The 26,940-nt window shown below is 63.0% G+C and carries 22 protein-coding genes; 13 read left to right on the top strand and 9 right to left on the bottom strand.

Going from position 1 to position 26,940, the window contains the following annotated elements; translation table 11 throughout:
- Positions 1–2 precede the first annotated feature (2 nt).
- Positions 3–947 carry a LysR family transcriptional regulator gene (locus CYR32_RS08740; protein WP_101824011.1) on the bottom strand — a complete coding sequence of 315 codons (945 nt, stop codon included), beginning with the start codon at positions 945–947 and terminating at the stop codon, positions 3–5.
- 94 nt (positions 948–1,041) lie between these two features.
- Between CYR32_RS08740 and CYR32_RS08735 the strand changes: the two genes are divergently transcribed.
- Both CYR32_RS08735 and CYR32_RS08730 read left to right on the top strand, forming a co-directional pair.
- Positions 1,042–1,539 carry a GNAT family N-acetyltransferase gene (locus CYR32_RS08735; protein WP_101824010.1) on the top strand — a complete coding sequence of 166 codons (498 nt, stop codon included), beginning with the start codon at positions 1,042–1,044 and terminating at the stop codon, positions 1,537–1,539.
- A 232-nt stretch (positions 1,540–1,771) separates the two neighbouring features.
- Positions 1,772–3,220 carry an amidase family protein gene (locus tag CYR32_RS08730; RefSeq protein ID WP_101824009.1) on the top strand — a complete coding sequence of 483 codons (1,449 nt, stop codon included), beginning with the start codon at positions 1,772–1,774 and terminating at the stop codon, positions 3,218–3,220.
- A gap of 64 nt (positions 3,221–3,284) precedes the next feature.
- On the opposite strand, the gene CYR32_RS08725 is transcribed toward CYR32_RS08730, so the two are convergent.
- Genes CYR32_RS08725 through CYR32_RS08715 form a run of 3 tightly spaced genes read right to left on the bottom strand, consistent with a single transcriptional unit; the run spans position 3,285 to position 7,214 of the window.
- Positions 3,285–4,922 (bottom strand): MFS transporter, encoded by a 1,638-nt coding sequence (locus CYR32_RS08725; protein WP_101824008.1) that lies wholly within the window; start codon positions 4,920–4,922, stop codon positions 3,285–3,287.
- Positions 4,909–5,331, bottom strand: a complete 423-nt coding sequence (locus CYR32_RS08720) for a DoxX family protein (protein WP_101824108.1) — start codon at positions 5,329–5,331, stop codon at positions 4,909–4,911. Before CYR32_RS08720 ends, CYR32_RS08725 begins: the two co-directional genes overlap by 14 nt.
- 5 nt (positions 5,332–5,336) lie before the next feature.
- Positions 5,337–7,214 carry an amidohydrolase gene (locus CYR32_RS08715; protein WP_101824007.1) on the bottom strand — a complete coding sequence of 626 codons (1,878 nt, stop codon included), beginning with the start codon at positions 7,212–7,214 and terminating at the stop codon, positions 5,337–5,339.
- A gap of 322 nt (positions 7,215–7,536) precedes the next feature.
- On the opposite strand from CYR32_RS08715, the gene CYR32_RS08710 reads away from it, so the two are divergent.
- The 8 genes from CYR32_RS08710 (at position 7,537) to CYR32_RS08675 (ending at position 17,526) form a co-directional block, all read left to right on the top strand.
- The gene (locus CYR32_RS08710; RefSeq protein WP_101824006.1) at positions 7,537–8,232 is read left to right on the top strand and encodes a hydrolase; all 696 of its coding nucleotides are present in this window, start codon (positions 7,537–7,539) and stop codon (positions 8,230–8,232) included.
- A 57-nt stretch (positions 8,233–8,289) separates the two neighbouring features.
- A complete protein-coding gene (locus CYR32_RS08705; protein WP_101824005.1) occupies positions 8,290–8,523 on the top strand; it encodes a DUF1427 family protein in 234 nt (77 codons plus the stop codon).
- A gap of 2 nt (positions 8,524–8,525) precedes the next feature.
- Positions 8,526–8,780: a DUF1427 family protein gene (locus tag CYR32_RS08700; protein WP_101824004.1), complete on the top strand. Its 255-nt coding sequence runs from the start codon at positions 8,526–8,528 to the stop codon at positions 8,778–8,780.
- Between the two features lie 30 nt (positions 8,781–8,810).
- Entirely contained in the window at positions 8,811–9,197 is a 387-nt protein-coding gene (locus tag CYR32_RS08695) for a response regulator (protein ID WP_101824003.1), read from the top strand.
- The gene (locus CYR32_RS08690) at positions 9,194–14,770 is read left to right on the top strand and encodes a trifunctional serine/threonine-protein kinase/ATP-binding protein/sensor histidine kinase (protein ID WP_101824002.1); all 5,577 of its coding nucleotides are present in this window, start codon (positions 9,194–9,196) and stop codon (positions 14,768–14,770) included. The genes CYR32_RS08695 and CYR32_RS08690 overlap by 4 nt, the downstream gene beginning before the upstream one ends.
- Before the next feature lie 287 nt (positions 14,771–15,057).
- Complete coding sequence (locus tag CYR32_RS08685) at positions 15,058–15,534, top strand: helix-turn-helix domain-containing protein (protein WP_165698208.1); 477 nt, start codon at positions 15,058–15,060, stop codon at positions 15,532–15,534.
- Positions 15,535–15,610: 76 nt separating this feature from the next.
- Positions 15,611–16,627, top strand: coding sequence for an alpha/beta hydrolase (locus tag CYR32_RS08680; protein WP_101824000.1), 1,017 nt, complete (start codon positions 15,611–15,613; stop codon positions 16,625–16,627).
- Between the two features lie 152 nt (positions 16,628–16,779).
- Complete coding sequence (locus CYR32_RS08675) at positions 16,780–17,526, top strand: glucose 1-dehydrogenase (RefSeq protein ID WP_101823999.1); 747 nt, start codon at positions 16,780–16,782, stop codon at positions 17,524–17,526.
- 181 nt (positions 17,527–17,707) lie between these two features.
- On the opposite strand, the gene CYR32_RS08670 is transcribed toward CYR32_RS08675, so the two are convergent.
- The 4 genes from CYR32_RS08670 to CYR32_RS08655 form a co-directional block, all read right to left on the bottom strand.
- The gene (locus CYR32_RS08670) at positions 17,708–18,877 is read right to left on the bottom strand and encodes a dihydrodipicolinate synthase family protein (RefSeq protein WP_101823998.1); all 1,170 of its coding nucleotides are present in this window, start codon (positions 18,875–18,877) and stop codon (positions 17,708–17,710) included.
- A gap of 25 nt (positions 18,878–18,902) precedes the next feature.
- The gene (locus CYR32_RS08665) at positions 18,903–20,144 is read right to left on the bottom strand and encodes an MFS transporter (protein WP_101823997.1); all 1,242 of its coding nucleotides are present in this window, start codon (positions 20,142–20,144) and stop codon (positions 18,903–18,905) included.
- Positions 20,145–20,212: 68 nt separating this feature from the next.
- Positions 20,213–21,049: a sugar phosphate isomerase/epimerase family protein gene (locus tag CYR32_RS08660; protein ID WP_101823996.1), complete on the bottom strand. Its 837-nt coding sequence runs from the start codon at positions 21,047–21,049 to the stop codon at positions 20,213–20,215.
- A gap of 4 nt (positions 21,050–21,053) precedes the next feature.
- Positions 21,054–22,205, bottom strand: coding sequence for a Gfo/Idh/MocA family protein (locus CYR32_RS08655; RefSeq protein WP_101823995.1), 1,152 nt, complete (start codon positions 22,203–22,205; stop codon positions 21,054–21,056).
- Positions 22,206–22,467: 262 nt separating this feature from the next.
- Between CYR32_RS08655 and CYR32_RS08650 the strand changes: the two genes are divergently transcribed.
- The 3 genes from CYR32_RS08650 (at position 22,468) to CYR32_RS08640 (ending at position 26,351) form a co-directional block, all read left to right on the top strand.
- Positions 22,468–23,103, top strand: a complete 636-nt coding sequence (locus tag CYR32_RS08650; RefSeq protein WP_101823994.1) for a TetR/AcrR family transcriptional regulator — start codon at positions 22,468–22,470, stop codon at positions 23,101–23,103.
- 381 nt (positions 23,104–23,484) lie between these two features.
- A complete protein-coding gene (locus CYR32_RS08645) occupies positions 23,485–24,636 on the top strand; it encodes a porin (protein ID WP_101823993.1) in 1,152 nt (383 codons plus the stop codon).
- Positions 24,637–24,806: 170 nt separating this feature from the next.
- Complete coding sequence (locus tag CYR32_RS08640) at positions 24,807–26,351, top strand: methyl-accepting chemotaxis protein (RefSeq protein ID WP_101823992.1); 1,545 nt, start codon at positions 24,807–24,809, stop codon at positions 26,349–26,351.
- Between the two features lie 92 nt (positions 26,352–26,443).
- Here the strand turns inward: CYR32_RS08640 and CYR32_RS08635 are convergent, their stop codons facing one another.
- Positions 26,444–26,866, bottom strand: a complete 423-nt coding sequence (locus CYR32_RS08635) for a GNAT family N-acetyltransferase (RefSeq protein WP_101823991.1) — start codon at positions 26,864–26,866, stop codon at positions 26,444–26,446.
- Positions 26,867–26,940 lie beyond the last annotated feature (74 nt).

Raw genomic sequence — 26,940 nt, 5'->3', positions numbered from 1 at the left:
GGTCAGGGGGGCGGGGGAGGTGAGGGGGGCGCATAGTGCGCCTTCCCGGTAATCGTCCGGCTGATCACGCCCTTGAGCCAGTCGGTGGCTTTCCGGGTGCCGCTGCGCCGGTGGGAGTAGATTTTCACGGTAAAGCGGGGCACGGCAAACGGCAGCGGGAAGCGCGAGACGTTCACCACCTGCTCAAAGGTGTCGGCCACGAAAGAGGGGATCGCCATCAGCAGGTCGCTGCCGGTCACCATAAAGGGCGCGCCCAGCATCGACGGCGTGCGGAGGGCGATGCGGCGTGCCAGCCCCAGGCGGGCGAGGTGCAGATCCAGCATCCCCTGCTTTTCATTCCACGGCGTGACCACCAGATGCCGGGCCGCGAGGTAATCCTCCAGGGTCAGGCGGGTGCGGCGGCGGTGACTGATGACGATAAACTCATCGCTGAAGAGATCGGTCTCCACCAGATCCGGGTCACTCAGCCCATCCGGTTCACTGAAACTCAGGGCGAGGTCGATCTCACCGGCCAGCAGCTCGGTCAGGGCGGGGTTGTGCGGCAGGTAGCGCAGCTCAAAGCGCAAATTTGGCGCGGCATGCTCCAACGCCTGCATCAGCCCCGGGAAAATGCAGAAGGCGGTGTAGTCCGTGACGGCGATGCGGAAACAGTCGTGGCTGGTCAGCGGGTCAAAAGGCTGGACGGGCGCGAGCTGCTGGTTCAGCGTCGCCAGCGCGTCCGCCACAAACGGGGCCAGCTCACAGGCATAGACACTCGGGCACATGCGGTGGCCGTCGCGGTAGAACAGCGGGTCGTTCAGGAACTGCCGCAGCCGCGTTAACGCATGGCTCAGCGCCGAGGTGCTCATCGCGAGTTCCGCCGCCGCCAGCCTGACGGAGCGGTGCCGGAAGACGGCATCAAAAACAGGGAGGAGATTCAAATCAAGCCGCCGCAGCACATGATGCATGGCGTTCACCTTTCGTTGTGATCACTGCACTTAATTCATCGGACAATAGCGATTATTCTGGTGGGCATCAACAGGATAACAGAAGGAAATCGCGATGAAGGTGACGATCCGGCAGGCTGTGCCAGAGGATGCCGATGCTATCTATACGATGATCAGCGAATTATCCGTTTATGAGCACGCCCGGCAGGATGCCGCCACCAGCGTGGCGTCCATCAGGGACGCCCTGTTCGGCCCCGGCAGCAATAATGACGCCTTTATCTGTGAGATTGATGAGGCGATCGCCGGGTATGCCGTGACGTCCAGCAGCTATTCCACCTGGCTGGACCGCCGCGGCCTCTCTATGGAGGACATGTATTTTACGCCGCCCTACCGCGACCGCGACGTCGGGCAGGCGATGCTGCACTATATTGCGCAACATGCGGTGAAATGCCGGTGCAGCCGCCTGGAGTGGGGCACCCTCAGCTGGAACCAGACCGCCAGGGCGTTTTACCTCAGCATCGGCGCGCTGCCGCTGGATGAGTGGGTGCGTTACCGGCTGGACGGCGCGACGCTGCTGAGGTTTGCCGAAAGCGGTTTGCTGAAAAACGCCTGAGGCCCGCTCAGGCGCGGAGCCCTTTCCAGCCCGGGCGGCACCCTGCTGCGCGCGCAGCCCCAGACTGCCCCCGGTAAACGCCCCTCACAGTACAACATTTCTTTTTCGCCTCTCTTATAGTCGCGCTGTGCTGGCTTAAAAGCCGCTCACGCCCTGCGGGGAGCCGCCAACAGGTTGAAGGCGGCCCCCTGCCGGCCCCATCCCCGATATTGAACAGCCGGAGCCTCCCCCTATGACCGATATTTCCACCCTGCTTGGCACGCACTCTGCCCAGGCCATCGGCGCGGCCATCGCGGCCGGTCAGCTCACCGCCCGCGAGGCGACACAATGGTATCTGAACCGGATCGCGCAGGGTAACCGCGGGATTAACGCCGTGCGCAGCGTGTCGCGCCTCGCCCTGGAGGAGGCCGACCGGGCAGATGCCGAACTGGCCGCGGGCCGGTCGCGGGGGCCGCTGCACGGGGTGCCCTATCTGGTCAAAGACAATGTTTTTACCACTGACGGAAGTTTTGCGTCGGCCGGGGCGCGGGCGCTGGCGGAATTTCTGCCGCCCTATGAGGCGACGCTGGTCACGCGTCTGCGTGAGGCGGGCGCGGTGCTGCTGGGGAAAACGCACCTTACGGAGTTTGCGGATTTCGTCTCTGATGTGATGCCGTCAGGCTTCAGCGGCACCGGCGGCGTGGTCCGCAACCCACTGGGCATGGAGTATGGGCGCGGGCAGGGGTCGAGTGTCGGGTCAGCCGCCGCCGTGGCTGCCGGGTTCTGCGCCTTCGCCATAGGGTCGGAGACGCAGAACTCGCTCCAGGCCCCGGCGGTGCACAGCGCGCTGGTCGCCTTCAAACCCACGGTGGGGCGCGTCAGCCGCCACGGCCTGATCCCGCTGGTACCGAGCCAGGATTCGCCGGGGCCGCTGACCCGCACCGTCGGCGACGCCCGGCTGGTGTTTAACGCGATCGCGGGCGCGGACATGCACGACACAGCAACGCTGGCCGGTTTCGCTGACGCCCCGGGCACCCGCGGCGCGTTGCAGGGGCTGCGGATAGGCGTGCCGCGCCGCCTGATCGCCGATAACGTGTTGACAGCGGGCCGCACCGCGGCCTTTGACCGTGTGCTGGCGCGGCTGGCAGAGGCGGGCGCGACGATTGTCGATCCCTGCGATCTGCCCTCGGCCGAGCAGTTGCACGAGGTGCGCTCCTGCGTGTTCCGGAGTGAGTTCAGGGCGAGCCTCAACAGCCTGCTGGGCGCGCTGCGCCCGTGCGGCCTCTCCTCCCTGGAGGAGATTATCCGCTGGAACCACGCCCACCCTGACGCCATCCCGTATGGCCAGTCCCTGCTGGAGGCCGCCGAGGCCGCGCCCGGCATCTGTTCGCCGCAGTATGTGGCAGACCGCCAGCGCGATATCGCGCTCAGCCTCGATGCGGGCATCCTGGCCGCGCTGAAGGCGGGTCAGGCTGACCTGCTGCTGGCCCCGATGGCGGCCGCCGCCAAATGCACCGGGAAAGCGGGCGCGCCGGTGGCGGCGGTGCCGGTGGGGCAGGACGCAGAGGGGCTGCCGTTTGGGGTGACCCTCTTCACCGCCCCCGGCCATGATGATGCGCTGCTGCAGGCGGCGGAGGCGGTTGAGCGCGTGGCCGGTGCGCGGCAGGCACCGGTGTGGGATGCCGCCACGGCAGAACGTTAAACACCTGCCAATAAAAAAAGCTGCCGGAAGGCAGCTTTTTTAATGCGTTCAATGCGCAAAGACGTTAAACGGGGGCGACCAGATAGCGTGCCTGCGGCACCTTATCACCCTGGTGGAACGCATAGACGCGGGTCTGAATTTTCTGGTCGTTCATGGTGTAGCGTTCAAGCTGGCGCAGGTGCTCCATCCACGATCCCACCACGAAAGTTTCCACGAAGATCCCCGGCTGCAGGATATCCTCATACACCGACCAGTTCATCGCGCCGCCGCGCCGCCGCACGCGCCGCATATCCTGCATACAGTGCGTAAAGCCTTTCGTGTCCTCCGGGCGGATCAGGTACTCATAGCTCACCCTGACCGGGCCGCGGTCGTGGTGGATGTCCAGCGCCGGCACCGGCTCTTTGATCTCGCTGATGTCGAGGTTCAGGTCGGGGTCCATATCCAGCCGCCAGCGCAGCACCGTCAGGGAGGCCAGCGCGATACCGATGGTCGCCACCGTGAGCGACACCGGGATGCCGTAATGCGACGCCAGTTGCCCCCAGAGGGCGCTGCCGACGGTCATGGAGCCGAAGAACACCGTCAGGTAGACCGCCAGGGCGCGCGCTTTCACCCATTTCGCGGCGCTGCGCTGCGCCCCGACGTTCAGCGTGGAGAGCACCGCAATCCAGGCGAAGCCGGTGAAGAACTCAAATGCATTCAGCAGCCAGAAGTGCCGGACAAAGGCCAGCGCCAGCATGGTCACCCCGAACAGCAGGCTGGCGAGCACCATCAGCCGGTCCGGGTTGAACAGCTTGCGCAGCCGCGGCAGCAGCACCGCGCCGCAGACCGCCCCGACGCCGATAAAGGCCAGCATAATGCCGTAGCCGCCGGGGCCGAGGTTCAGCTCGCGCCGCGCCACCAGCGGCAGCAGCGCCCAGCCGGCACTGCTGAACAGGAAGAACGCCACGGTGCGCACCAGCACATTACGCAGCACCGGCGCAGCGTGGACATAGCGCAGCCCGGCGCGCACGGCGGAGAAGAAGTGCTCAGGCGGCAGGCGCTGCACCGTCGGCTCCGCCTTCCAGCGGTAGAGCACCCAGGCGACGCCCAGCACCGAGAGCGCGTTGAGCAGGAACACCATCCACGGGCCGCTGAAAGAGAGGATCAGCCCGCCCAGCGCCGGGCCGATGGCGCGGCTGATGTTGATCCCCAGCGAGTTCAGGGCGATCGCCGCGCTCAGCTCACGCTTCTTCACCAGATCCGGCACAATCGCCTGGAACGGCGGCGAGCTCATCGCCGCGCCGGTGCTCATCAGAAAGGCGGCGATCAGCAGCACCAGCGGCGTCACATGCCCGGTAAAGGAGAGCAGGGTCAGCCCGGCGGCGGCGATAAATACCCAGATCTGGGAGAACAGCAGGTATTTGCGGCGGTCGACGATGTCCGCCATCACGCCGGACGGCAGGGCAAACAGGAACATCGGCAGGCTGCTCGCCGCCTGGACCAGGGCAACGCTCAGCGGGTCGGCGCTGAGGGTCAGCATCGTCCAGTTCACGCCGACGTCGTTCATCCAGGAGCCGATGTTGGAGACCACAGTGGCAATCCACAACATGCGGAACACCGGCTGGCGCAGCGGCTGCCAGGGTGACGCGGCGGCCGGTGCGGGCGCGGCAGTGACGACATCCGCGTCGTGCGGCACGGCCTGAATATCATTAACTTGCGCCATAGCGCACCTCGTTATGCCGGGCTGAACCGAGACGCCAGCGGCCGGGGCCGGTGATCGCCAGGGTGGTGAAGATAATGAGCAGCAGCCAGCCAAACTGGCCTTCCGCCAGGCTCCAGCCCGGGTGGACGACCAGCATCGCCACCAGCAGCACGCCGATGATCGGCAGGCAGGCCAGCCGGGCAAAAACGCCGGCCAGAATAAAGACCGGGCAGACGACTTCGGCGAAGATCGCCGGCAGCAGGCTCATATAGGGACCGAGGCCGAAAGGGTCCTCGATGCGCGTCAGTTCTTCACTGAAATGGAACACCTTCGGCAGCCCGTGCACGTAAAGCAGCAGCAGGCAGCCGGTCAGGCGCAGGAAGAACAGCCCCGCATCAATGCGGGGCGGCTGAGAGCGGGAGGTTCTCATCATCATCAGAACGCGAAGCAGCTGCAGCCGAGCGCGCCCCAGAAGGCGTTCTCTTCTGACACCGGCAGGTTCGCGCCGCGGGCGACGTCATGCGCGTGGCTGTGCACCCCGCACGGGCCGCTGCACTGGTGCGGCCTCTGCTGCATCCCGACGCGGGTCTGGGCCGCCGGCGGTGCGCTGCGGTAGTGGCCGGGGACGTTCACCACCGGTGACCACTCCGGCAGCACCGGGATGGACGGTGGCGCGTCGGACGAGAAGGAACCGGCCGCGTAGACGATGTTGCCGTCCACTACCGTCAGCACCGATTCGATGCCTTTGATCTCCTCTTCGGCGACGCTGAAGTAGTCTTTGCTCAGCACCACCATGTCCGCCAGCTGGCCAACTTTGATCTGCCCTTTTTTGCCCTGCTCGCTGGAGAACCAGGCGCTGCCCTGCGTCCACAGCATCAGCGCGGTGTCGCGGTCGAGGCGCGCGTTGACGTCATACATCTGCATCCCGCCCACGGTGCGGCCGGAGACCAGCCAGTAGAGCGCCGTCCACGGATTGTAGCTGGCGACGCGGGTGGCGTCGGTGCCGAGGCCGACCGGCACGCCGGTCTCCAGCATCCGCGCCACCGGCGGCGTGTGGCGGGTCGCCTCAATGCCGTAGCGCTCGGCAAAGTATTCGCCCTGGAACGCCATCCGGTGCTGCACGGCGATGCCGCCGCCCAGCTCTTTGATGCGGTCGATGTTACGCTGGGTCACGGTTTCGGCGTGGTCGAAGAACCAGTGCAGGCCGTCAAACGGGATCTCGCGGTTCACTTTTTCAAACACGTCCAGCATACGGCTGATCGATTCATCGTAGGTGGCGTGCAGGCGGAACGGCCAGCGGTGCTCGACCAGGTGGCGCACCACGCGCTCCAGCTCATCTTCCATGCCCGGCGCTAAATCGGGGCGCGGCTCCAGGAAATCTTCGAAGTCCGCGGCGGAGAAGACCAGCATCTCACCGGCCCCGTTGTGGCGGAAGTAGTCGCTGCCCTGGCCCGGCGTCAGCATGTCGGTCCATTTCTCGAAATCTTCCAGCTCATGGCCGGGGCGCTGGGTAAAGAGGTTATAGGCGATGCGGATCGTCATCTGCTTCTTCTCATGCAGCTCGGCGATCACCTCATAATCTTCCGGGTAGTTCTGGAAGCCGCCGCCTGCGTCAATGGCGCTGGTCAGGCCGAGGCGGTTCAGCTCGCGCATAAACTGGCGCGTGGAGTTGACCTGCTGCTCCAGCGGCAGTTTCGGCCCTTTCGCCAGGGTGGCGTAGAGGATCATCGCGTTCGGGCGGGCGATCAGCATGCCGGTCGGGTTGCCGTTGCTGTCGCGCTGGATCTCGCCGCCCGGCGGGTTCGGCGTCTCTTTGGTGTAACCGACCACCTTCAGCGCAGCGCGGTTGAGCAGGGCGCGGTCGTAGAGGTGGAGCACAAACACCGGCGTGTCCGGGGCCGCTTCGTTGATCTCATCCAGGGTCGGCATCCGGCGCTCGGCGAACTGGAACTCTGTCCAGCCGCCCACCACGCGCACCCACTGCGGCGACGGCGTGCGCAGCGCCTGCTCTTTCAGCATCCGCAGCGCGTCCGCCACCGACGGCACCCCCTCCCAGCGCAGTTCGAGGTTGTAGTTCAGGCCGCCGCGGATCAGGTGCAGGTGCGAGTCATTCAGCCCCGGAATGGCGGTATGGCCCTTCAGGTCGATCACCTTGGTGCCGTCACAGTGGTGCTGCATCACCTCGGCGAGGCTGCCGACCTCCAGAAACTTGCCGTCACGAATGGCGACGGCGTCTGCCAATGGGTTGCCGCGATCAACGGTATGGAATTTACCGTTAGTGAGAATGATGTCGGCCTTACCAAGGGTAACCATAGAACCTCCTGAAATGGGGCGCCCGGGACGGCAGCGAGGGCCGCGGGCTAAGAAATGCCTGCCGTAAACGCAGGATAATAAGATGGCGGGATTATGGGGAGGCGGTCCGGAAAGTGTCTAGTATACCAACGGATAGGTATACCTTCGTATAGGTATACCTATAGATAATAGCCTGAAAAACAAAAGGTTCCTACACTGCGCTCAGACCGTCACCCAGAGCAGCGGCAGCGCAGCGCGGCAGGCTCCGGGGACGCAGGATAACGGCCGCCTGATGCCGTTGCCTCTTACAACACATCGCCACATCAACCTCAATGGGATCAACATGACGACGAGCAAACTTGAAGTACTGACGCCGCAGAACTGCCAGATTATCTTTATCGACCAGCAACCGCAGATGGCATTCGGCGTGCAGTCTATCGACCGCCAGGTACTGAAAAACAACGTAGTGGCGCTAGCAAAAGCGGCCAAAGTCTTCAACATCCCGACGGTGCTGACCACCGTTGAGACGGAAAGCTTCTCGGGCAATACCTTCCCGGAGCTGCTGGACGTCTTGCCGGGCCAGGACATCCTGGAGCGTACCTCCATGAACTCCTGGGATGACCAGAAAGTCCGTGACGCGCTGGCCGCCAACGGCCGCAAAAAAATCGTGGTTTCCGGCCTGTGGACGGAAGTCTGTAACAACACCTTCGCCCTGTGCGCCATGCTGGAAGGCGACTACGAAATCTACATGGTGGCTGACGCCTCCGGCGGTACCACCAAAGAAGCGCACGACTACGCCATGCAGCGTATGGTGCAGGCCGGCGTGATCCCGGTGACCTGGCAGCAGGTGATGCTGGAGTGGCAGCGTGACTGGGCGCACAAAGAGACCTACACCGCCGTGATGGACATCGCCAAAGAGCACTCCGGCGCGTACGGCATCGGCGTTGACTACGCCTACACCATGGTGCACAAAGCGCCTTCCCGCCAGAAGAGCGAGCACCGTACCCTGGCGCCGGTACCGGCACCGGTCCGCCGCTAACCGGCCTGGCCGGCCGGTGTCTGATGCACCGGCCGGCGTTGATATAAAGGAGGAGCTGTGACTCCTTTTCTGATCTCTCTGGGGGCAGGCGTCTTTATCGGGCTGGTCTACACCCTGCTGAAAGTGCGCTCCCCGGCCCCGCCGGCGGTGGCGCTGGTGGGCCTGCTGGGGATGCTCATCGGCAGCACCCTGGGCGGCACGCTGCTCCATCCTGCGCCACTGGCCGCGGCTGCGCCGCAGGCGGACGCGCGCCCGGCCGCTTCTCACCTTTTAGCCAGACAGGCGGACTGAACATGTTGAAAACCTATGGTTTGTCGCTGGGGGCAGGTGTTCTCGTGGGCGGGATTTATGCTTTAATGGGCGTCAATTCGCCCGCCCCACCGCTGATTGCCCTGCTGGGCCTGCTGGGTATGCAGATCGGCGAACATATTATTCCCCTGTGTAAGCGGCTGAAGAATTGCCAGCCGGTTACGCTGGCCTGGTTCCGTCACGAATATGCGCCCAGAGTCATCGATACCCCTCCGCCTTCAGATGACAAAGCCTCTTAAGGAAGCGTGAAAATTTAAGGATAACAGCACATGCAGCTGTCGCAGCGCATTGTCGTCGTCGACGATGAACGTTCTGTCCGCAATGGGTTAACCAATTTGCTCCAGTCCGAAGGCTACCTGACGCACGCCTTCGAATCGGCAGAAGCGCTTCTTTGCGATGAGGCAGCGGTGGCAGATGCCGCGCTGTTTATCATCGATGTACAACTCAAAGGCATGGATGGTTTCGAGCTGTTCATTAACCTGACCCGGCGGCTTAAAAACCCGCCGGGTATTATCATTTCCGGGAACGGTGACGAAAATACGCTGGCGTACGCCATCAGCCTGGGGGCGATCGCCTTTTTGCCCAAGCCGATCGATATCGACACGCTGTTCGGCCACCTCCGGCAGCAGTTCCTCCTGGACGCGCCGCTGCCATGACCGCCTGCCCGCACACCGCAGACGGCCCGGCTCCCGGCCGCATCACCCTGTCGGACGAGGTGGTGGTCGCGCCGCTGGCGCAGGAGGGGAGTGTGGAGTGGCTGTCGTGCCGCCATACGGTTACCGGGGAGGCCTTTGTGCTGGCCACGGCCGCCACCGATGAGGCCGTTTACCCGGTCACCCAGCTGCTGAAAAATGCGTTTTCCCTGCGCGCCACGCTCTCTGACCGCTGGTCACTGAAGCCGCAGGGGCACACCCTCTATAAAGGGCGTTACGCCCTGATCTTCCGCCCGTTCGCCTACCGCACGCTGGCCCAGACCCTGAACCGGCCGCCGGGCACCCTGCGGGCCTTTCTCCACCGCGCCGCGCTGCTGTGCCAGGCCCTGGGGCTGATGCACCAGCAGGGGCTGGTACATGGGGACATCAAACCCGCGAATATTTTCTTCCTCGAAGAGGGGGCGGTGCATCTGGGCGGCTTCGGCCTCGCGGCGGTGGAAACGGCCTTTTCCCCGCAGACGCGGATGCCGGTCACCGGCGGGACGCTGGCCTATATGTCGCCTGAGCATACCTCCCGTACCGGCCACCCGGTCAGCCGCGTCAGCGATCTCTACAGCCTGGGCATCGTGCTGTATGAGCTGCTGACGGGAAAACTGCCCTACGGCAATGCCGGGGGCGGGCACGCGGAGTGGGTGCACCACCATATCGCCTCGGAGGCGCTGCCGCCGCACCAGTTGCGTGATGACGTCCCTGAGGTGCTCTCCTCAATTATTCTGCGGCTGCTGGCGAAGTCACCGGCGCAGCGCTACCAGACGGCAGAGGGGCTGCTGGCCGATCTGCGGCGCGTGGCGTCCAACCTGACGCCCGGCGGCGCAGTGGCGAAGTTTGCGCTGGGGTTGCAGGATGTGCGGCCCTCCGCGCTCTCCGCCGAGGCGCTGTTTACCGCGCACCCCCAGGCGGCCGCGGTGCTGGCCGCGTTTGAGGAGGTCAGCCGCAGCGGGAAGCACAGCCTGGTCGCCATCAGCGGTGCGCCCGGCGCGGGGAAATCCTCGCTGATCGCGTCGGCGCTCAACCAGTTGCGTGACAAACCGGCGCTGCTGACGGTAGTCAAAGCGGACCAGCATTCGCCGGTTTTGCCCTACGGCGTGTTTACCTCCGCCTTCCGGGCGCTGGTGCTCCACCTGCTGGGGCTGCCCGCCGACGAGATGGCAGGCTGGAAAAACCATCTCCTGCGCCTGCTCGGCAACTATACCGGGCTGGCGGTGAGCCTGTTGCCTGAGCTGGGCAGCCTGCTCAGCCAGCACGCGGTGATGCAGACGGACGCCTGCTCCCCCGATGCCCGCGATCGTTTCCACCTGGTGGCCTCCACGCTGGTGAAGGCGTTCACCGCCCCGGGCAGGCCGCTGGTGCTGCTGATCGATGACATCCACTGGGCCGATCAGGCGACGCTGCACCTGCTGCTCAACCTGCTCAGCGCACGCGACGATATTCCGCTGCTGCTGGTCATCAGCTACCGGGACCCGATCGCCTTGCCCTGCCCGGACGTGGCGGCGAACCTCGCGGGCATCCGCGCGGCGGCCACCCGCATCGTCGACATCACGCCGCAGCCGCTCTCCGTAAAAGAGATTGCGCGCTGGCTGGCCGGGCTGTTCCACACCCGCAGCGCCGCCACGCTGGCGCTGGCGGGCATCCTGCATGAGAAAACCGCCGGGAACCCGCTGGCGCTGCGCGAATTTTACCGGCAGGCGGTGCGGGACAATCACATTACGCACGCGGCCCCGCTCAAATGGGGCTATGACGCGCCGGCGCTGAAGCAGTGCCACTACACCGCAAACGTCGCGGCCGGGGTGGTCAGGCATCTGGCGACCCTGCCGCCCGGCGTCCGCGCCCTGCTGGGGAAGATCGCCTGTGCCGGGAGCCGCGGGGATCTGGAGACCGTGGGCCGCATCCTCGCGATCCCGGCTGCTGGGATCGAGGCCGCGCTGCACCCGGCCGCCGACGCCCGGCTCATCGCCCTGACCGGGGGCGGCTACGCGTTTATGCATGACACCATGCACGAGGCGGCGCTCCACCTGCTCCCCCAGGAAGAGAAAGATGCATTCCATGACGCCGCCGCACGCCATTACCTGGCGCAATCCCGGCAGGAACAGGGCAACGCCGCCCTGTTCCGCGCGGCGCACCACGTTATCTCGATAAAAGAGAAAACCCGCCTGCGGGCGGAGCATGAAACCTTCTGCCGCCTGATCCTCCAGGCGGGGAAACAGGCCAAACTCACCGGTGACTACCCCTCCGCGCTGCGTTATCTACAGGCCGCGCGGGGCTTCTGCGCCGAACCGGGCCATGAGGATGACAGCGTGTTCCTGTTTGAGGAGGCGGAGTGCGAGTTTCTGAACGGCAACCTGCCGGCGGCGCTGGCGCTCGGCTCGAAAATCCTCGCCTCGCCGGGGGAGGTCACGGGCAAAGCCGAGGCGGCCTGTCTGATTGCGGAAATCCATATGCGCCAGTCCGACAGCCAGCTTGCGCTGGAGACGGCACTCGCCTGGCTGTCGGTGTTCGGCATCCAGCTTAACCGCTACCCGGATAAAGAGGCGTGCGACGCGGCGCGGCGGCGGCTGAAAAAGGATGTCGGCAAAAACCCCTATACCCGGTTCCGTTCGCTGCCGCGCCTGCGCTGCAAGAAAACCGAAGCCGTGATGAACCTGATGGCCGGGGCCAGCACGGTGGCCGCCTTCGTCAGCCCGCGCCTGCAGTTTATGATCCTGTGTGAGCTGCTCCACCTGACCCTGGCCCACGGCCTCAGCGGGGCCTCGACCCTGGCGCTCTCCTGGTATGGCGTCGCCTGCGGCGACCACTATGACGAGTACAGCCGCGGTTTTGCCAGCACGCTGCTGGCGCGTGAGCTGGTGTATGAGCACGATTTCGTCAGCTATAAGGCGCGTACGCTCCTGCCGGTCGATCAGGTCAGTGTCTGGACGATGCCGCTGACCTACGCGATTGAGCGCGCCAAAGCAACCTTCGACGTGGCGGTGGAAAACGGTGACCGGACATCCGCCTGCCTGGCGCTGCGCCACCTCACCATGAACCACCTGGCCCGCGGCGATCACCTCGACAGCATCGCGGCGGAGATTACGCGCGGCATGGCCTATGTGCGCAAAGCCCATTACAGTGACGTGGAAGTGATCCTGCGTATGCAACTCGGGTATGTGGCTTTCCTGCAGAAACCCCGCGACGGGCTGTTTTCCGGCAGCCAGTTCCAGGCACCGGCATCAGGCGGGGCGAGGCCGGAAAACGCCATCGAGCCGCTGTTTTTGATGCAGTTCTGGATCCACCTCTATCAGGGCATGGCGCACTTTTTTGCCGCTGAATATGGCGAGGCCGGGCGCTGCTTTGCCGCCGCCGCGCCGTTCACCGCGTGCATTCCCGGGCATGTGCATATGCTGGATTTCCACCTCTACAGCGCGCTGGCGCTGGCCGCCCCGCGGGAACCCGCGGATCTGGATGAGGAGACGCGGCAGCAGTTGCTGCGCCACCTGGACAAGCTGGTCACCTGGTCGAATGAGAACAGCAAAACCTTTGCAGACAAAGAGGCGCTGCTGCGCGCCGAGCTGCTGCGGCTGGAGGGCAACACCACCCAGGCGTTCGAGCACTATGAAAAGGCGATCGCGCTGTCCCGCGAGGGGCAGTTCACCCATATCGAGGGGCTGGCCTGCGAGCGGGTGGCACACGCCGCCTACGCCCGCGGCATGACCTTTGCCGGTGACGCCTACCTCAAAGGGGCGATCTCCGCCTGGGAACGCTGGGGGGCCGGGGCAAAAGTGCGCCAGATCGAGGTGCAGTACCCCCATCTGGCAAACCCGGCCCCGCCGTCGGCGCTCAACACCATGACCTTTGAACAGAGCGCCGTGATCAGCGATTTACAGAGCATGGTCATCGCGATGCGGGCGCTGACGGAAGAGATCGATCTCGACCGCCTGATCAATATCCTGATGATCATGCTGGTGGAGAGGGCGGGCGCGCAGCACTGTATGCTGATCCGCCTGGGCAAAGACAATGTGCCGGAAATTCAGGCCCGGGCCACCACCACGGTAGAGGGCATCAAGGTGCGCATCGTCCGGGAGCTGCCGGTGGCGACTGACCTCCCGCTGTCGGTGCTCTCGGCCGTGATCCGCACCGGGCGGGAGATCCGCACCGGGAAACCGGGGGTGTTCAGCCCGTTCAGCCAGGATAATTACCTCGTCGCCTCCGGCGCGGCGGTGATGTGCGTCCCGATGTTCCGGCAGGCACAGATGGTCGGCGTGCTCTACCTCGAAAACCGGCTGATGCCGGACGTCTTCACCGCCGAGCATTCACGCATTGTCTCTATGCTCGGTGCGCAGGCCGCCGTCTCGCTGGAGAACGCGCGCCTCTATGCGGAATTGCTGGATGAGAACATCCAGCGCCGCAAGATTGAGAAGCAACTGCGCGCCAGCCAGACGTCGCTGATGCTGGGGGAGAAGATCAGCCATACCGGGACGTGGCACTGGTTCCTGGAGCCGGAAATCCAGCTGATTTCAGACGAATACAAACGCATCATGGGGCTGCCGGCCAGCCAGGCCCACACCTCAATGGCGGAGTTTCAGAGCCGCGTCCACCCCGACGATCTCCCGTTCCTGAAAAAGCTGATCGACACCAGCGTGCTTGAGGGGGCCGTGATGCAGGCGGAGTTCCGCATCATCCGTGATGACGGCGAATGCCGCTATATCAAGGGCATCGGCGAGCCGGTCGAAAACTGGCCGGAGGTGGCGGAGTATTTCGGCACGCTGACGGACATCACCGCGCAACGCCACGCCGAGGATGCGGTCCGGATCGCGCAGACGGAGCTGGCCCGCGTCTCGCGCGCCACCACCGTCGGCCAGCTCACCTCCTCCATCGCCCATGAGATCAACCAGCCGCTGATGTCGATCGTCGCCAATGCCGGGGCCAGTTTGCGCTGGCTTAAACGCGGCCCGTCGCACCTCGGCAATGCCAGCCAGAGCATCGAGGAGATCATCCGGGAGGGGCAGCGGGCAGGCGACATTATCCGCGGGTTGCAGGCGCTGACCCGCAACCAGGCCTCAGAGTTCGCCCCGGCCCGGCTGCACCGGATCGCGCGCGATATCCTGGCCCTGTCGCGCCAGGAGCTGGACCGCCGGTCGGTGTCGCTGGAGCTGGCGTTAACGGCGGAAAATGATGAGGTGTTCTGCGAAAGCATCCAGATCCAGCAGGTGCTGCTCAATCTGGTGATCAATGCGATTGAGGCGATGGCCGATAACCCCGGTGCGCGCATTTTACGCCTCGCCTCGGCGAACCTGCCCGATCACCGCCTGCGCATCGAGGTGGCGGACAACGGTACGGGGCTGTCGGAGGAGGTCATCGGGAAAATCTTCGAGTCGTTTTATACCACCAAACCGGCAGGCATGGGGATGGGGCTGACCATCAGCCACGACATCATCAAACGGCACGGCGGGGTGCTCAACGCCGGGAACCGCGGGGGAGGGGGCAGTGTGTTCTGGTTTACGCTGCCCCTGGCGGTGCCTGAGGAGCCTGCAGCCCCCTGATCCAGCCTGTTTCCCCCGCCCCGCCTGATAAGGCGGAGGCGGGCAGACCTATCCGAACGTATACCTATCCCTTCGTATAATTTCTTTTCCCTGCGGTTAAGCCGATAATCTTTTTACGGTTTTTTTCACCCCTTCCATTCGCGCCCGTTATTCTCCGCAAAGGTATGACTATGTTTCAGGACACCTTCAGCAGTTCACCGGCTTATTTACCGGCCCGCCGGAAACGCCCTGTCTGCGCCGTGCCTGAGGTCAATATCGCTTTATATGAGGGGAGGGTGGGGTTCAATGTGATTATTCCCGCCATGCGCCCCGGGGAGAATAACGCCCGCGTGCGCGGCGGCCTGCCCGGCTATGTGGGCGCGCGGGATGAGGCGGTCTTTGCGGTTATCTGCGAGATGGTTAACTGGATCGACCATCATCTCGATACATGCCTGACAGTACAAAGGATTTCGCAGAGGAGCGGCTATTCCGTCTGGCATCTCCAGCGCAAGTTTGTGCAGTTCACCGGCCTGAATGTGTATGAGTATGTGCGCATCCGCAGGGTCATCAGCGCCGCCTTTGCGCTGACCCGCACCCGCAAAACAATCCTGGAGATTGCCGTGGAAAACGGCTTCAGCTGCCAGACCGCCTTTACCCGCACGTTGCGGAACATGGCCTGCCTGACGCCGGGCCGGATGAGGCGCAATTTCACCGGCAATGAAGCGTGGCTGATCGCGCTTATTGAATCGTTACTCCACCCCGCCCGGAATATCAGCGCGGCATGAGTGGTGCGTTATTTGCCGTTGGTCGCTGACGGTATATAGCGCAACACTTAACTTGATCAATTTACAGGGAATAAGCATGAAACTTAAAACGAAAGCGGTCGCGCTGTTATTAACGGCCCATATGACGGCCGCCTTTGCGGCGGATGACAATAGCCCGGCACCGACCACCGGTGTTAATGCGTTTCTGACTGCCCTGAACGGCAGCGGCGGGAAACCGATTGAGCAGCTTTCGCCTGCTACCGCACGCGAGGTGCTGATTGGCGCGCAAAAGGGCGCGGCATTGCCGCCGGCCAGCGTCTCTGAAAAAGTGATCACGGTGCTGGGCAAACCCCTGACGCTGACGATCGTGAAACCGGAAAAGGCCACCGGCACCCTGCCGGTGTTTATGTTCTTCCACGGCGGCGGCTGGGTGCTGGGTGACTTCCAGACCCACGAGCGTCTGGTGCGCGATCTGGTGGTTGGCTCAGGCGCGGCCGCGGTGTTTGTGAACTACACCCCGTCGCCGGAAGCGCATTACCCGGTGGCCATCACCCAGGCCTATGAGGCGACGAAATGGGTGGCGCAGCACGGTGAGGAGATCGGCGTTGACGGTTCGCGCCTGGCGCTGGCGGGCAACAGCGTCGGCGGCAATATGGTGGCGGCGGTAGCGTTGCAGGCGAAACAGTACCACTCCCCGGCGATCCGCTACAGCGTGATGCTCTGGCCGGTGACCGATGCCCGCTTTGATACGGCGTCCTATCAGCAGTTTGAAAACGGCCACTTCCTGACCCGCAATATGATGAAGTGGTTCTGGGATAACTACACCACCTCAGAGAAAGACCGCAGCAACATCTTCGCCTCACCGCTGCGGGCAACCACGGAACAGCTGAAAGGGCTGCCGCCGACCCTGATCCAGACCGCCGAGCTTGATGTGCTGCGGGACGAAGGGGAAGCCTTTGGCCGCAAACTCGATGCCGCCGGTGTCCCGGTGACCGTCACCCGTTACAACGGCATGATCCATGACTATGGTCTGCTGAACGCCCTGAGCCGGGAACCTGCCGTGCGCACCGCGCTGGAGCAGGCCTCCTCTGAGCTGAAAACCCACCTGCAATAATCCCGGTGCCGGCCCCCGGCCGGCATTCCTGTTTCCCCTGTGCCGCCCGGCAGATTATTACGGATGCGTTAACCTAAAAGAGCAGGTGAGGGCGTTTGCAGTTCACCGCAGACGCCACCGTAAGCACATTAACGCCCACAGACGAGGTAGTTATGGCTAAGCTGGATGGAAAAGTGGCGCTGGTGACCGGCGCATCAAAAGGCATTGGGGCCGCCATCGCGAAAGCATTGGCGGCGCAGGGGGCCGCGGTGGTGGTGGCCTATGCCAGCAGTCAGGAGGCCGCGGAGGCGGTGGTGTCGTCGATCCGTACCGCGAACGGTAAGGCAGTGGCCGCCGCGGGCGATGTCACCCAGGCGGCAGAGGCGGTGGAGCTGGTCGGGACTGCCATTAAGGAGTTCGGGCAGCTCGATATTCTGGTCAATAACTCGGGGGTTTACGCCTTCGCGCCCATCGAGGAGATTACCGAAGAGGATTTCCACCACCAGTTCAACATCAACGTGCTGGGCGTGCTGCTGGTGACCCAGGCGGCGGTGCCGCACCTTGGCAAAGGGGCCAGCATCATTAATATCGGCTCCAGCACCACCGCGCTGACGCCGCCGATGACCGCGGTCTACAGCGGCACCAAGGGCGCGGTGGACGCCATCACCGGCGTGCTGGCCCGCGAGCTGGGGCCGCGCGGCATCCGGGTGAATGCCATTAACCCCGGCTATACGGAGACGGAGGGCACCCACAATGCCGGGATCACCGGTTCGGACATGGAAAAAAGCCTGGTCACCCTGACGCCGCTGGGCCGCGCCGGGGAGCCGGGGGACATCGCCGACATTGCCGTTTTCCTCGCCTCGGATGATGCCCGCTGGCTGACCGGCGAACGGCTGGTCGCCTCCGGCGGCCTGCGTTAACCCGTTAGTCCGTTTTGCGCTATCTCAAACGCCGCCCGGTTACCGGGCGGCGTTTTTCCCGCTTTTTTCAGCGCGGTGAAGCCAGCGACGCGCCGATTCAGAGCGTTGTCCGCCATTTTCCGGCAAGAAAAGCGCGCTTATGCTGATAGATCAGTGGCATAGTATGCCCGGTTCTCATCGGCTAAATACCGTGCAGCCTGCCCAGCACCCCCATTCTCTCTGAGGCCAGTTCAGGGTTCACCAGCAACCCCGCTTCGTCGGCCAGGCGGAACAGTTCGCTGTAGTGCCCCAGGCTGCGCGCGCTCTGCATACCGCCCAGCATCGTGAAGTGGTTCTGGTGCCCGTTCAGCCAGGCGAGGAAGACGATGCCGGCTTTGTAATAATGCGTGGGAGCCGCGAAAATATGGCGCGCCAGCGGCAGCGTCGGCGCGAGGATCTGCTGGTACGTCTCCCGGTCGCCCTGCGCCAGGGCGTGCAACGCCGCCGACGCTGCCGGGGCTATCGCGTCCAGGATGCCCAGCAGCGCGTGGGAGTAACCCTGGCTGTCCCCGGCGATCAGTTCCGGGTAGTTAAAATCGTCACCGGTATACATTTTTACCCGGCCGGGCAGGCGGCGGCGCATCGCGATTTCACGATCTTTATCCAGCAGTGAAATCTTGATGCCGTCAACATGGGCTTCATTACGTTCAATTACCGCCAGGCAAATCTCCATCGCGTCGTTAAGTGGTGCCGCGCCCCAGTAGCCGCGCAGGGCCGGGTCGAACATCTCACCGAGCCAGTGCAGAATCACCGGCTCCCGCACCTGCTGCAGCACCCTGTCGTAGACCCGGAGATAATCTTCCGGCCCCCTGGCGATCGCCGCCAGCGCCCGGCTGGCCATCAGGATAATGCGCCCGCCGCAGGCCTCAATCGCCTCTATCTGCTGCTCATAGGCGTTAATCACATCCGTCAGGGTAAGCCCGCTGAAACTGGTCAGGTGATCGGTGCCTGCGCCGCAGGCGATGGCGGCACCCGGAAAATCTTTCGCCTGTGCCACGCTGCGCTGGATCAGCATCAGGCTGGTGGGCCAGTCCAGCCCCATGCCGCGCTGGGCGGTGTCCATCGCTTCCGCCACGCCGAAACCCAGCGACATCAGGTGGCGGCGGTAGGCCAGCGTGGCGTCCCAGTCGATGGCCATATCGCGCGTGGGGTGCTGCATCCGCGCGGCATCGGCGACCACATGGGCGGCGGCAAACGCATCCCGGCTGAAGTGTGGCGTGTGCGGCAGCTGCCAGCGCGGCCCGCCTTTGACGTCATAACCGTATGGCCGGCCGTGGCGGTCCAGTAAACGCACGCTATTGCTGAGGGTCATCACAGTCTCCTTGGAAAGTTCAGGGTTAATGCTTTGCCAGATGCGCACGCGGCCCCGGTTCCCCGGCGGGGTGTGCGGCCGTAACGGGTAACTTGCGCACCCCCAACAGCACCAGGCTGCTGCACAGGATAACCACCGCCGCCGCCAGCCAGACCGGTTGCAGGGTGTAATGCTGGGCGTAATAACCGGCAACAATCGGCGAAATGCCGCCCGCGGCCATGCCCATATTCATCACAAAACCGATGGCTGAGCCGCGCAGGGAGGGCGGCACCAGTTCCGCCGTCACCGACAGCACAATCGGCGTGATGGGGTAGCCGAGAAAGCCCAGCAGCATCACCAGCAGAACCACCAGCGGCACCGACGGGGTCAGGGTCATGGCCGCCATTAACAGCGCGCTGGCCACGGTAATGGCCATCAGGATGCGGCGGCGTCGCAGAAAGTCGCCTTTGTCGCAGTAGCGGCCGAGCAGGAAACCGCCCAATGCGCCGGTCAGCCCCAGCAGGCTGGCTATCGTCCCGGCGCTGCTGATGGTCAGGTTTTTCACTTGCATCAGGTAGCTGGGCGCCCACAACAGCACAATCCACCAGCCCGCCAGCAGCACAAAGTAATAGAGCGCCATCATCATTACCGGCGCATGGCGGAACAGGGTGCGCAGCGGCACGCGCTCCGCCGCCTGCCGGGCGATAAGGTCAGCCGGTTTGCGGTCATTTTTCACCAGCACCGCATACAGCAGTGCCACCACAATCCCCAGCGCCCCGGCGACGTAAAACACCACGCGCCAGCCAAACACCGGGCCGAGCACCGCGCCCATCCAGGTGCCGAGGAAGCCGCCGATCGGGTAACCCATCCAATAGAGGGACATCACCGTGGTGCGCTGTTTCTCGCTGGTGACGTTCGCCACCTCCAGCGAGGCGGCCGGCCAGAAAATCCCCTCGCCGATGCCGGTCATCACCCGGTAGAAGATCAGGCTGGTCAGGCTGCCCGCGACCCCGGTGAACAGCGTCGCCAGCGAAAACATCATCAACCCAAGGATCAGCACCGGTTTGCCGCTGAGTTTGTCGGCGATGATGCCGGCAACAAACAGGAAAAGGATAAAGCCAAAAAAGAAGGAGGAGAGCAGGATGCCGCTTTCACCTTTGCCGAGGCCGAACTCCGCGGCAATCAGCCCAATCGCGGACGATACCGTCATGCGATCAACCGAATACATCATGTAGCCCAGCCCGCACAGGACAGTAACCAGAACCATTTTCCGGGTATCGGTATTCATATTTTCCTCGCCATGCCTGTTGACCGACGAAAACCGCTTCTCAGCGCTGTCAGAGATGAATAGGGACGTTAACCGTGCTGTAAATGACGCGCTTTGCAGGTGCGTAAGACCTCATCGGGATCTCTCTCCCACCAGGTGAGGCGGGAGAAGATTTCCACTTCGTGATAGCCGCTGTAGCCCTGCGCCTCCACCGCCTGCCGGAAACCGCGGATGTCGATCACCCCGTCCCCCATCATGCCGCGATCTTCCAGCATGTCCCGCGTGGGGGTGAGCCAGTCACAGATGTGGAACGCCAGCAGCCGCTGACGCCCCGCGCGGGCAATTTCGTGGTGGAAAGCGGGGTCCCACCAGGTGTGGTAGAGATCGACCGCGATGCCCAGCCCGTGGTCGCCCAGTTCGTCACAGAGGTCGTTGGCCTGTGTCAGGCTGTTGACGCAGGCGCGGTCGGCGGCATACATCGGGTGGAGCGGCTCAATCGCCAGCGGCATGCCGCGCGGCCGGGCGTAGTCCAGCAGCGCGGCCAGCCCGTCACGCACCTGCTGCCTTGCCCCCGCCAAATCTTTCGAGCCGTCGGGCAGGCCGCCCACCACCAGCACCAGGCAGGCGGCACCGAGCGTCAATGCCTCCTCCACGGCGCGGAAATTGTCCTCCAGCGCCTTTTGCCGCCCCGCCGGGGTGGCGGCCGGGAACATGCCGCCCCGGCAATAGCCGGTCACTGCCAGATTGTGCAGGCGGCAGAGCCGGGCGGCTTCCTCCAGGCCCAGTGCGGCGACCTGATCCCGCCAGGGGGAGATGCCGCGGATCTCATGGCGCGCGCAGCCTTCAATGATCTGGCGGAGATCCCACTGGCGGCGCACCGTGGCGGTATTCAGGGAGAGTTTGTCCGGGTCAGGGGTATGTATCATCTTCTCAGCCCTCCAGCGCGGGCACATCGACCCAGCGGCGCTCTCGCCAGCTTTTCAGCGCCAGATCGACCAGTTGCAGCCCTTTCGCCCCTTCAAGCAAGCCCCAGCGGTAGTCGCCTTCGCCCCAGACATGGCGCAAAAAAAGTTCCCACTGCACCTTGAAGGCGTTGTCATAGACCTGGGTGTCAGGCACGGTGGCCCAGTCGTTGAAAAAGTTGTGGGTCTGGCGTACGTCCGGGTTCCAGACCGGTTTCGGGGTGTTGACGGCGGCCTGGGTGTAGCAGTCCGTCAGCCCCGCCACGGCCGACCCGTTGACGCCATCCACCTGGAAGGTCACCAGATCGTCACGCCGCACGCGCACGCACCATGAGCTGTTAATCTGCACAATTGCGCCGTTGTGCAGTTCAAAGGTGGCATACACCGCATCGTCAGCCGTGGCCCGGTAGGGGCGCTGCTGTTCATCCCACCGCTCAGGGATGTGTGTGGCACCGATGCAGCTCAGGCTTTTTATCTCGCCAAACAGGTTGTCGATCACATAGCGCCAGTGGCAGATCATATCCAGAATGATGCCGCCGCCCTCATCACTGCGGTAGTTCCAGGAGGGGCGCTGGGTGGGCTGCAGGTTGCCCTCAAACACCCAGTAGCCGAATTCGCCGCGTACTGACAGCACCTTGCCGAAGAACCCCGCCTCGTTCAGCAGGCGCAGCTTTTGCAGGCCGGGCAGCCAGAGTTTGTCCTGCACCACGCCGTGGCATACCCCTTTCTCGCGGGCGGTGCGGTAGAGATCGAGCGCCTCCTCCAGCCCCAGGGCGACCGGTTTTTCGCTGTAGACATGTTTGCCGTGGGCGATCGCTTTTTTCAGCAGGGCAGGGCGCGCCTGCGTGGTGGCGGCATCAAAGAAGATGATGTCATGGGGGTTGGCCAGCGCCTCATCCACATTGGTGCCCCAGCGGGTAATGCCGTGGGCCTGCGCCAGCGCGGCAATTTTCTCTTCGTTGCGGCCAATCAGGATCGGGTCGGGCATCAGGCGATCGCCATTTGCCAGCAACACGCCGCCCTGTTCACGGATTTGCACAATTGACCGGATCAGATGCTGGTTTTTACCCATCCGTCCGGTCACGCCATGCATGATGATGCCAACGGGAATCTGCGCCATTCATTCGCCTCAGGGTAGAGATTGTCAGGGATGTGATGCGGGCGTCATAACGCCCTGGTCACTCAGGATCACCGGCGCGGTAAATGCGCCATACTCATTCAACCAACCGGTTGATGGCATCACTATAGAAGCTGAATCCTGTTCTGATATTGATCGGTTTCACATAACCAACTAGTTGGTTGAAAATGATTGCCGGCTTGTTTACCCCGGAAAATAGGGCACTATAATGCTGACACGCGCAAAAAACAGTGAGGGAACCCGAGTGGTCATCAGGAGTATCAGGGATAACTATGATGCAGCCGACAAGCAGCAGCGCATTTTGCAGGCGGCCCACGCAGAGTTTGCTGAAAAGGGGTTTGACGGCGCGCGGGTAGACAGCATCGCTGCCCGCGCCCGCGCCAATAAGCAGCTGATTTATTACTATTTCACTAACAAAGATGTGCTGTTTACCCAGGTGCTGGAAGCGGCCTACCGTGACATCCGTGAGCAGGAGGCGGCGCTTGATCTGGCGGCATTTCCCGCCAACGAGGCGATCCTGAAACTGGTCGAGTTCACCTGGCACTACTATTTAAAAAACCCGGAGTTTATCCGCCTGCTCAACAGTGAGAACCAGCTGAAAGCGCGCCACCTTAAAACCTCCGGCTCAACGGTGGAGATTAACCGGAGCTGGATCAGCATCACCGAGCACCTGCTGGCGCGTGGCCGGGCGGAAGGCACAGTGCGGGACGGCATTGACGTCATGCAACTGAACATCAATATCTCCGCCCTTGGCTTTTTCTACCTGATTAACCAGTCCACGCTGTCAATCCTCTATCAAAAAGATCTGGGTGAGCAAGCCGCACTGGATGAGCGGCTGCGGGTGATGAAAGAGTGCATCGCTGCCTGGATCAGGCCGTAACCCTGTTTTTGCGCCATGCCCAGTATGGCCGGCGGTATACCCACCGGCTGTTTACCGGGCAGCGTGCGCCCCACCCGCGTAACGTTTCTGCCGCCCCGTCGTTGCTTATTTTCTGTGCTGACAGGCGCTTTTTTTTACCTTTCTGTTACACAGTAAAAAATTTGCATTAAGGAAAAAATAGTCACGGCGGGCGCATAACTTAAGCTAAATATGTCACAAAATAACCATCTTTATGTGAAAGTAATTCTGAATACATATTTAGTTAACTTTTATATGGCAAAAACAGGGAACTTCACCCCATAAGATCGATTTACTGTCACAATTCTCACGTTATTATCTGCCCGCCAAATACATAGCAATTTTAAACAGGGCTACATCATAATGTTAACAACTAAGCGCAAACTCTCCCTGGCCGTTGGCCTGGGTCTGTTAATGGGCACCACTTCTTTTGTGACGCACGCTGAAGTCACCTTGATTAAACAAGACCCGCAGGCGGGTAACCCGTTAAGCCGCCTGAACTTCACCGTTGGCGGCAGTATCCGCCCGCAGTTCAACAACATGACCGGCGGCGGTGACAACGGCTCCTATAAGCGTAACGGCTTCGACGGCGGCACCCGTTTCCGCTTCCTGGCAGATTACTACCTGTTTGACGACGTCAGCTGGGTGGGTTACTACGAGCTGGGCGTGAACATCCCGGCGCTGTTCAACTGGGACAACCACTACGCCGACAACGCGCACGACACCAGCCGCCGTATGCTTTACACCGGTTTCCAGAGCAAAACCTGGGGTAAACTCACCTTTGGCCAGCAAAACAGCGTTTACTACGATGTTGTCGGCTCCAAGACCGACATCTGGGATTACGACATGCTGGCCCAGGCACCGGGCAACGGCATCAACGGTGACTACGACGGCTCCTACCGTTCCCGCCAGATGCTGAAGTACAAAAACACCTTCGGCGACGCGGATGTTTACGCCTCCTACCTGTTCGCGGATGACGAATATCTGCCGGGCAACGGCCTGCGCTACAAGCGCAAGGGCGGCGGTTCACTGGGCGTGGATTACCACCTGACCAAAGACCTGACCTGGGGTGCGGCGTGGAACTACACCCGTGCCGAGATGCGTGACCACGGCAACGACGAGTCGAAAGACTACGACCAGAACATCTACGGCACCTCCCTGAGCTGGAAGCCGGACAACTGGACCTTCGTCTTTGGCGGCGGCTACTACCAGAACTTCCTGACCACCAAGAAAGTGGACGTGAACAACTACTTCGCCGGTGATGCCTGGGGCATCGAATACCTGGCGGGCTACACCATCCCGGTGGCGCAGTACGGCCTGAAGACCGTGATGCCGTACGTGATGGGTGACCGTCTGGAGTACGTGAACGACCGTGATTACCAGCGCATCGACAACGGCGTCGGCATCACCTTCCAGCTCGACTACGGTTTCCGTGTGGATTACGAGCACGTCTTCACCTCCAGCACCGACAACCTCGGCGACATGAACCTCGTGCGCCTGCGTTACGACTTCTGATCCCCCTGTCCCCGGCACCCGCCGGGGATGCCCGGAGCGCGCACCCTGCGCGCTTTTTTTATGCCTGCCCCCGCCCCCGTTTTTATCCAATGATGGCTGCAAAATCGCCTGTAGCTTTTTTTCCGCAGGCCGATAGTAACAGGGCTAATTAATCACTCGGGTAAATCTCCATGAAAATTTCAACACGCCTTGCGGCGGGCTATGGCCTGTTGACCCTGCTGCTGGTGCTTTGCGCCGGCGTGGCCGTCACTGCCCTGAACCACGCCCAGGACGGCATGAGCGACGTGGTCAACGTCAAAATGAAAAAGTACAAACTGGCGCTGGATATGCGGGACAGCGTGCGGGACATCTCTATTGCGGTGCGCAACCTGGCGCTGCTGACCGACCCAAAAGAGATGGCGCCTGAATGGGAGCGGGTGCAGACCCAGAAACGCCTGTTTATTGCGAACCGGGAAGAGATGGCGCGGATGATGGCCATCGACTCCGTGCCCGCAGGCCAGGAAGCGTTCCGCAAGATTGTGGAGGCTGAGGGGCCGGCCATGACCGGCTTTGAGAAAGCGGGGCAGCTCGGGCTGCAAAACCTCCAGCAGGAGACCACCACCTACCTGATGAACGTCTCACGCCCGGCGCAGCGGACGTTGCAAAACGCCCTGAACGCCATGACGGAGGTGCAGTTGCAGAACGCCCGGGGCGCAGTGGCGGAGAGCAGCGAAGAGAGCCGCCGTGCCAGCCTGTTCCTCGGCATTATGGCCGCTGTCTCATTGCTGCTGGCAACGGGCGTCGGTTATATGACGGTGCGGGTGCTGACGCGCCAGCTCGGCGGCGAGCCGTCGCAGGCGCAGACACTGGCGGCTGCCATCGCCGACGGCGATCTGACCTCTGCCGTCTCCCTGCGTGACGGTGACAGCAGCAGTATGCTGGCGTCGCTGGCGCTGATGCAGACCCGGCTGGGGGAGATCGTCTCGCAGATCAAAGAGACCTCCGCCTCGGTGGCGCTGGCGTCGGATGAGATCGCCCGCGGCAACACCGAGCTGTCCGCGCGTACTGAGCAGCAGGCGGCCGCGCTGCAGGAGACGGCCGCCAGCATGGAGCAGCTCACCGCCACGGTGAAAAGCAATACCGCCGGGGCCACCCACACCGCCGGTGCCGCGCGCGAGACCGCGACCCTCGCCCGCAACGGTGAGGAGAGCGTGCGCAGGATGACCAAAACCATGGCGGACATCTCCCTGAGCGCCGCCAAAGTGCAGGAGATCACCAGCACCATTGAGGGCATCGCTTTCCAGACCAACATCCTGGCGCTGAATGCTGCGGTGGAAGCGGCCCGCGCCGGTGAGCAGGGCCGCGGCTTCGCCGTGGTGGCAGGCGAGGTGCGCACGCTGGCACAACGCAGCGCCACTGCCGCCCGCGACATCAAAGGCCTGATCGAAGCCGCGGCGACACTGGTGCAGGAGGGCGTCACCGTGGCAGACGGCACCGCCGCCAGCATTATGGGCGTGGTGAGCCGGGTGAATGAGCTGGCGGACGCGATGGATGAGATCGCGCTGGCCTCCAACGAACAGATGCAGGGGATCTCGCAGGTTAATGTGGCGGTCAGCCAGATGGACGGCGTCACGCAGAGCAACGCCACGCTGGTGGAGGAGTCGACGACCGCCTCCCAGTCCCTGGCGGAGCAGGTTCACGCCTTGCGCGGCATGGTCGAGACCTTCCGGGTGTAAGGTGTTAATGCTACAGCGGCGGCGCAGGCTGCCGCTGTTTTCCTTCTGATTCCTTCACACGCCGCTTTCATCCTGCCTTTACCTGAACACCCTCAGATAAGCTCAGACTTGGTCAGATAGTGCCGCTGCATTCCCCGCTCCGGGAAATCGGGCAGGGACATCTGAAGCACATAGCCCTGCTTTTCATAAAAAGGCCGCGCCTGAAAACTGAGGGTGTCCACCAGCGCATGGCGGCAGCCTCTTTGCACCGCTTCCTGTTCCGCCATCGCGACCAGTTGGCTGCCCAGCCCGGTGCCCCTGGCCGCTTCACTCACCCATAAGTAGTCGATGCAGAGCCATAACCCTTTGCGTGACGCAATCAGCCCGCCGGTCATCGTGCCTGCGGCATCGCGGGCATAGACGCCAAACTGCCCCCAGTGGCCGGTGTCGATGAACTGATGGTTGTACCCGCGTAATCCGGTAAAAAGCGCTTCCCGGTCAGCGTCGGTGACGTCAGGGGCGACGGTCAGTTCCATGGTGCATACCTCCTTTTTAGGGTAAAGGGGTAATATCAAAGGCTTGGGAGAGGTTGTCAACGCACCGGACGGGG

Origin of the sequence: Chimaeribacter coloradensis (assembly GCF_002858715.1) — a bacterium.
GTDB lineage: Bacteria > Pseudomonadota > Gammaproteobacteria > Enterobacterales > Enterobacteriaceae > Chimaeribacter > Chimaeribacter coloradensis.
The sequence above is the reverse complement of the archived record's forward strand: the minus strand, read 5'-3'. Positions and strand labels throughout refer to the sequence as shown.

Coding starts and splice junctions, on each gene's coding strand:
- CYR32_RS08670 (WP_101823998.1), bottom strand. CDS start 18,877: ATGACCCTCAGCAATAGCGTGCGTTTACTGGACCGCCACGGCCGGCCA.
- CYR32_RS08645 (WP_101823993.1), top strand. CDS start 23,485: ATGTTAACAACTAAGCGCAAACTCTCCCTGGCCGTTGGCCTGGGTCTG.
- CYR32_RS08695 (WP_101824003.1), top strand. CDS start 8,811: ATGCAGCTGTCGCAGCGCATTGTCGTCGTCGACGATGAACGTTCTGTC.
- CYR32_RS08725 (WP_101824008.1), bottom strand. CDS start 4,922: ATGGCGCAAGTTAATGATATTCAGGCCGTGCCGCACGACGCGGATGTC.
- CYR32_RS08720 (WP_101824108.1), bottom strand. CDS start 5,331: ATGAGAACCTCCCGCTCTCAGCCGCCCCGCATTGATGCGGGGCTGTTC.
- CYR32_RS08730 (WP_101824009.1), top strand. CDS start 1,772: ATGACCGATATTTCCACCCTGCTTGGCACGCACTCTGCCCAGGCCATC.
- CYR32_RS08715 (WP_101824007.1), bottom strand. CDS start 7,214: ATGGTTACCCTTGGTAAGGCCGACATCATTCTCACTAACGGTAAATTC.
- CYR32_RS08700 (WP_101824004.1), top strand. CDS start 8,526: ATGTTGAAAACCTATGGTTTGTCGCTGGGGGCAGGTGTTCTCGTGGGC.
- CYR32_RS08690 (WP_101824002.1), top strand. CDS start 9,194: ATGACCGCCTGCCCGCACACCGCAGACGGCCCGGCTCCCGGCCGCATC.
- CYR32_RS08655 (WP_101823995.1), bottom strand. CDS start 22,205: ATGGCGCAGATTCCCGTTGGCATCATCATGCATGGCGTGACCGGACGG.
- CYR32_RS08740 (WP_101824011.1), bottom strand. CDS start 947: ATGCATCATGTGCTGCGGCGGCTTGATTTGAATCTCCTCCCTGTTTTT.
- CYR32_RS08635 (WP_101823991.1), bottom strand. CDS start 26,866: ATGGAACTGACCGTCGCCCCTGACGTCACCGACGCTGACCGGGAAGCG.
- CYR32_RS08660 (WP_101823996.1), bottom strand. CDS start 21,049: ATGATACATACCCCTGACCCGGACAAACTCTCCCTGAATACCGCCACG.
- CYR32_RS08710 (WP_101824006.1), top strand. CDS start 7,537: ATGACGACGAGCAAACTTGAAGTACTGACGCCGCAGAACTGCCAGATT.
- CYR32_RS08665 (WP_101823997.1), bottom strand. CDS start 20,144: ATGAATACCGATACCCGGAAAATGGTTCTGGTTACTGTCCTGTGCGGG.
- CYR32_RS08680 (WP_101824000.1), top strand. CDS start 15,611: ATGAAACTTAAAACGAAAGCGGTCGCGCTGTTATTAACGGCCCATATG.
- CYR32_RS08640 (WP_101823992.1), top strand. CDS start 24,807: ATGAAAATTTCAACACGCCTTGCGGCGGGCTATGGCCTGTTGACCCTG.
- CYR32_RS08675 (WP_101823999.1), top strand. CDS start 16,780: ATGGCTAAGCTGGATGGAAAAGTGGCGCTGGTGACCGGCGCATCAAAA.
- CYR32_RS08735 (WP_101824010.1), top strand. CDS start 1,042: ATGAAGGTGACGATCCGGCAGGCTGTGCCAGAGGATGCCGATGCTATC.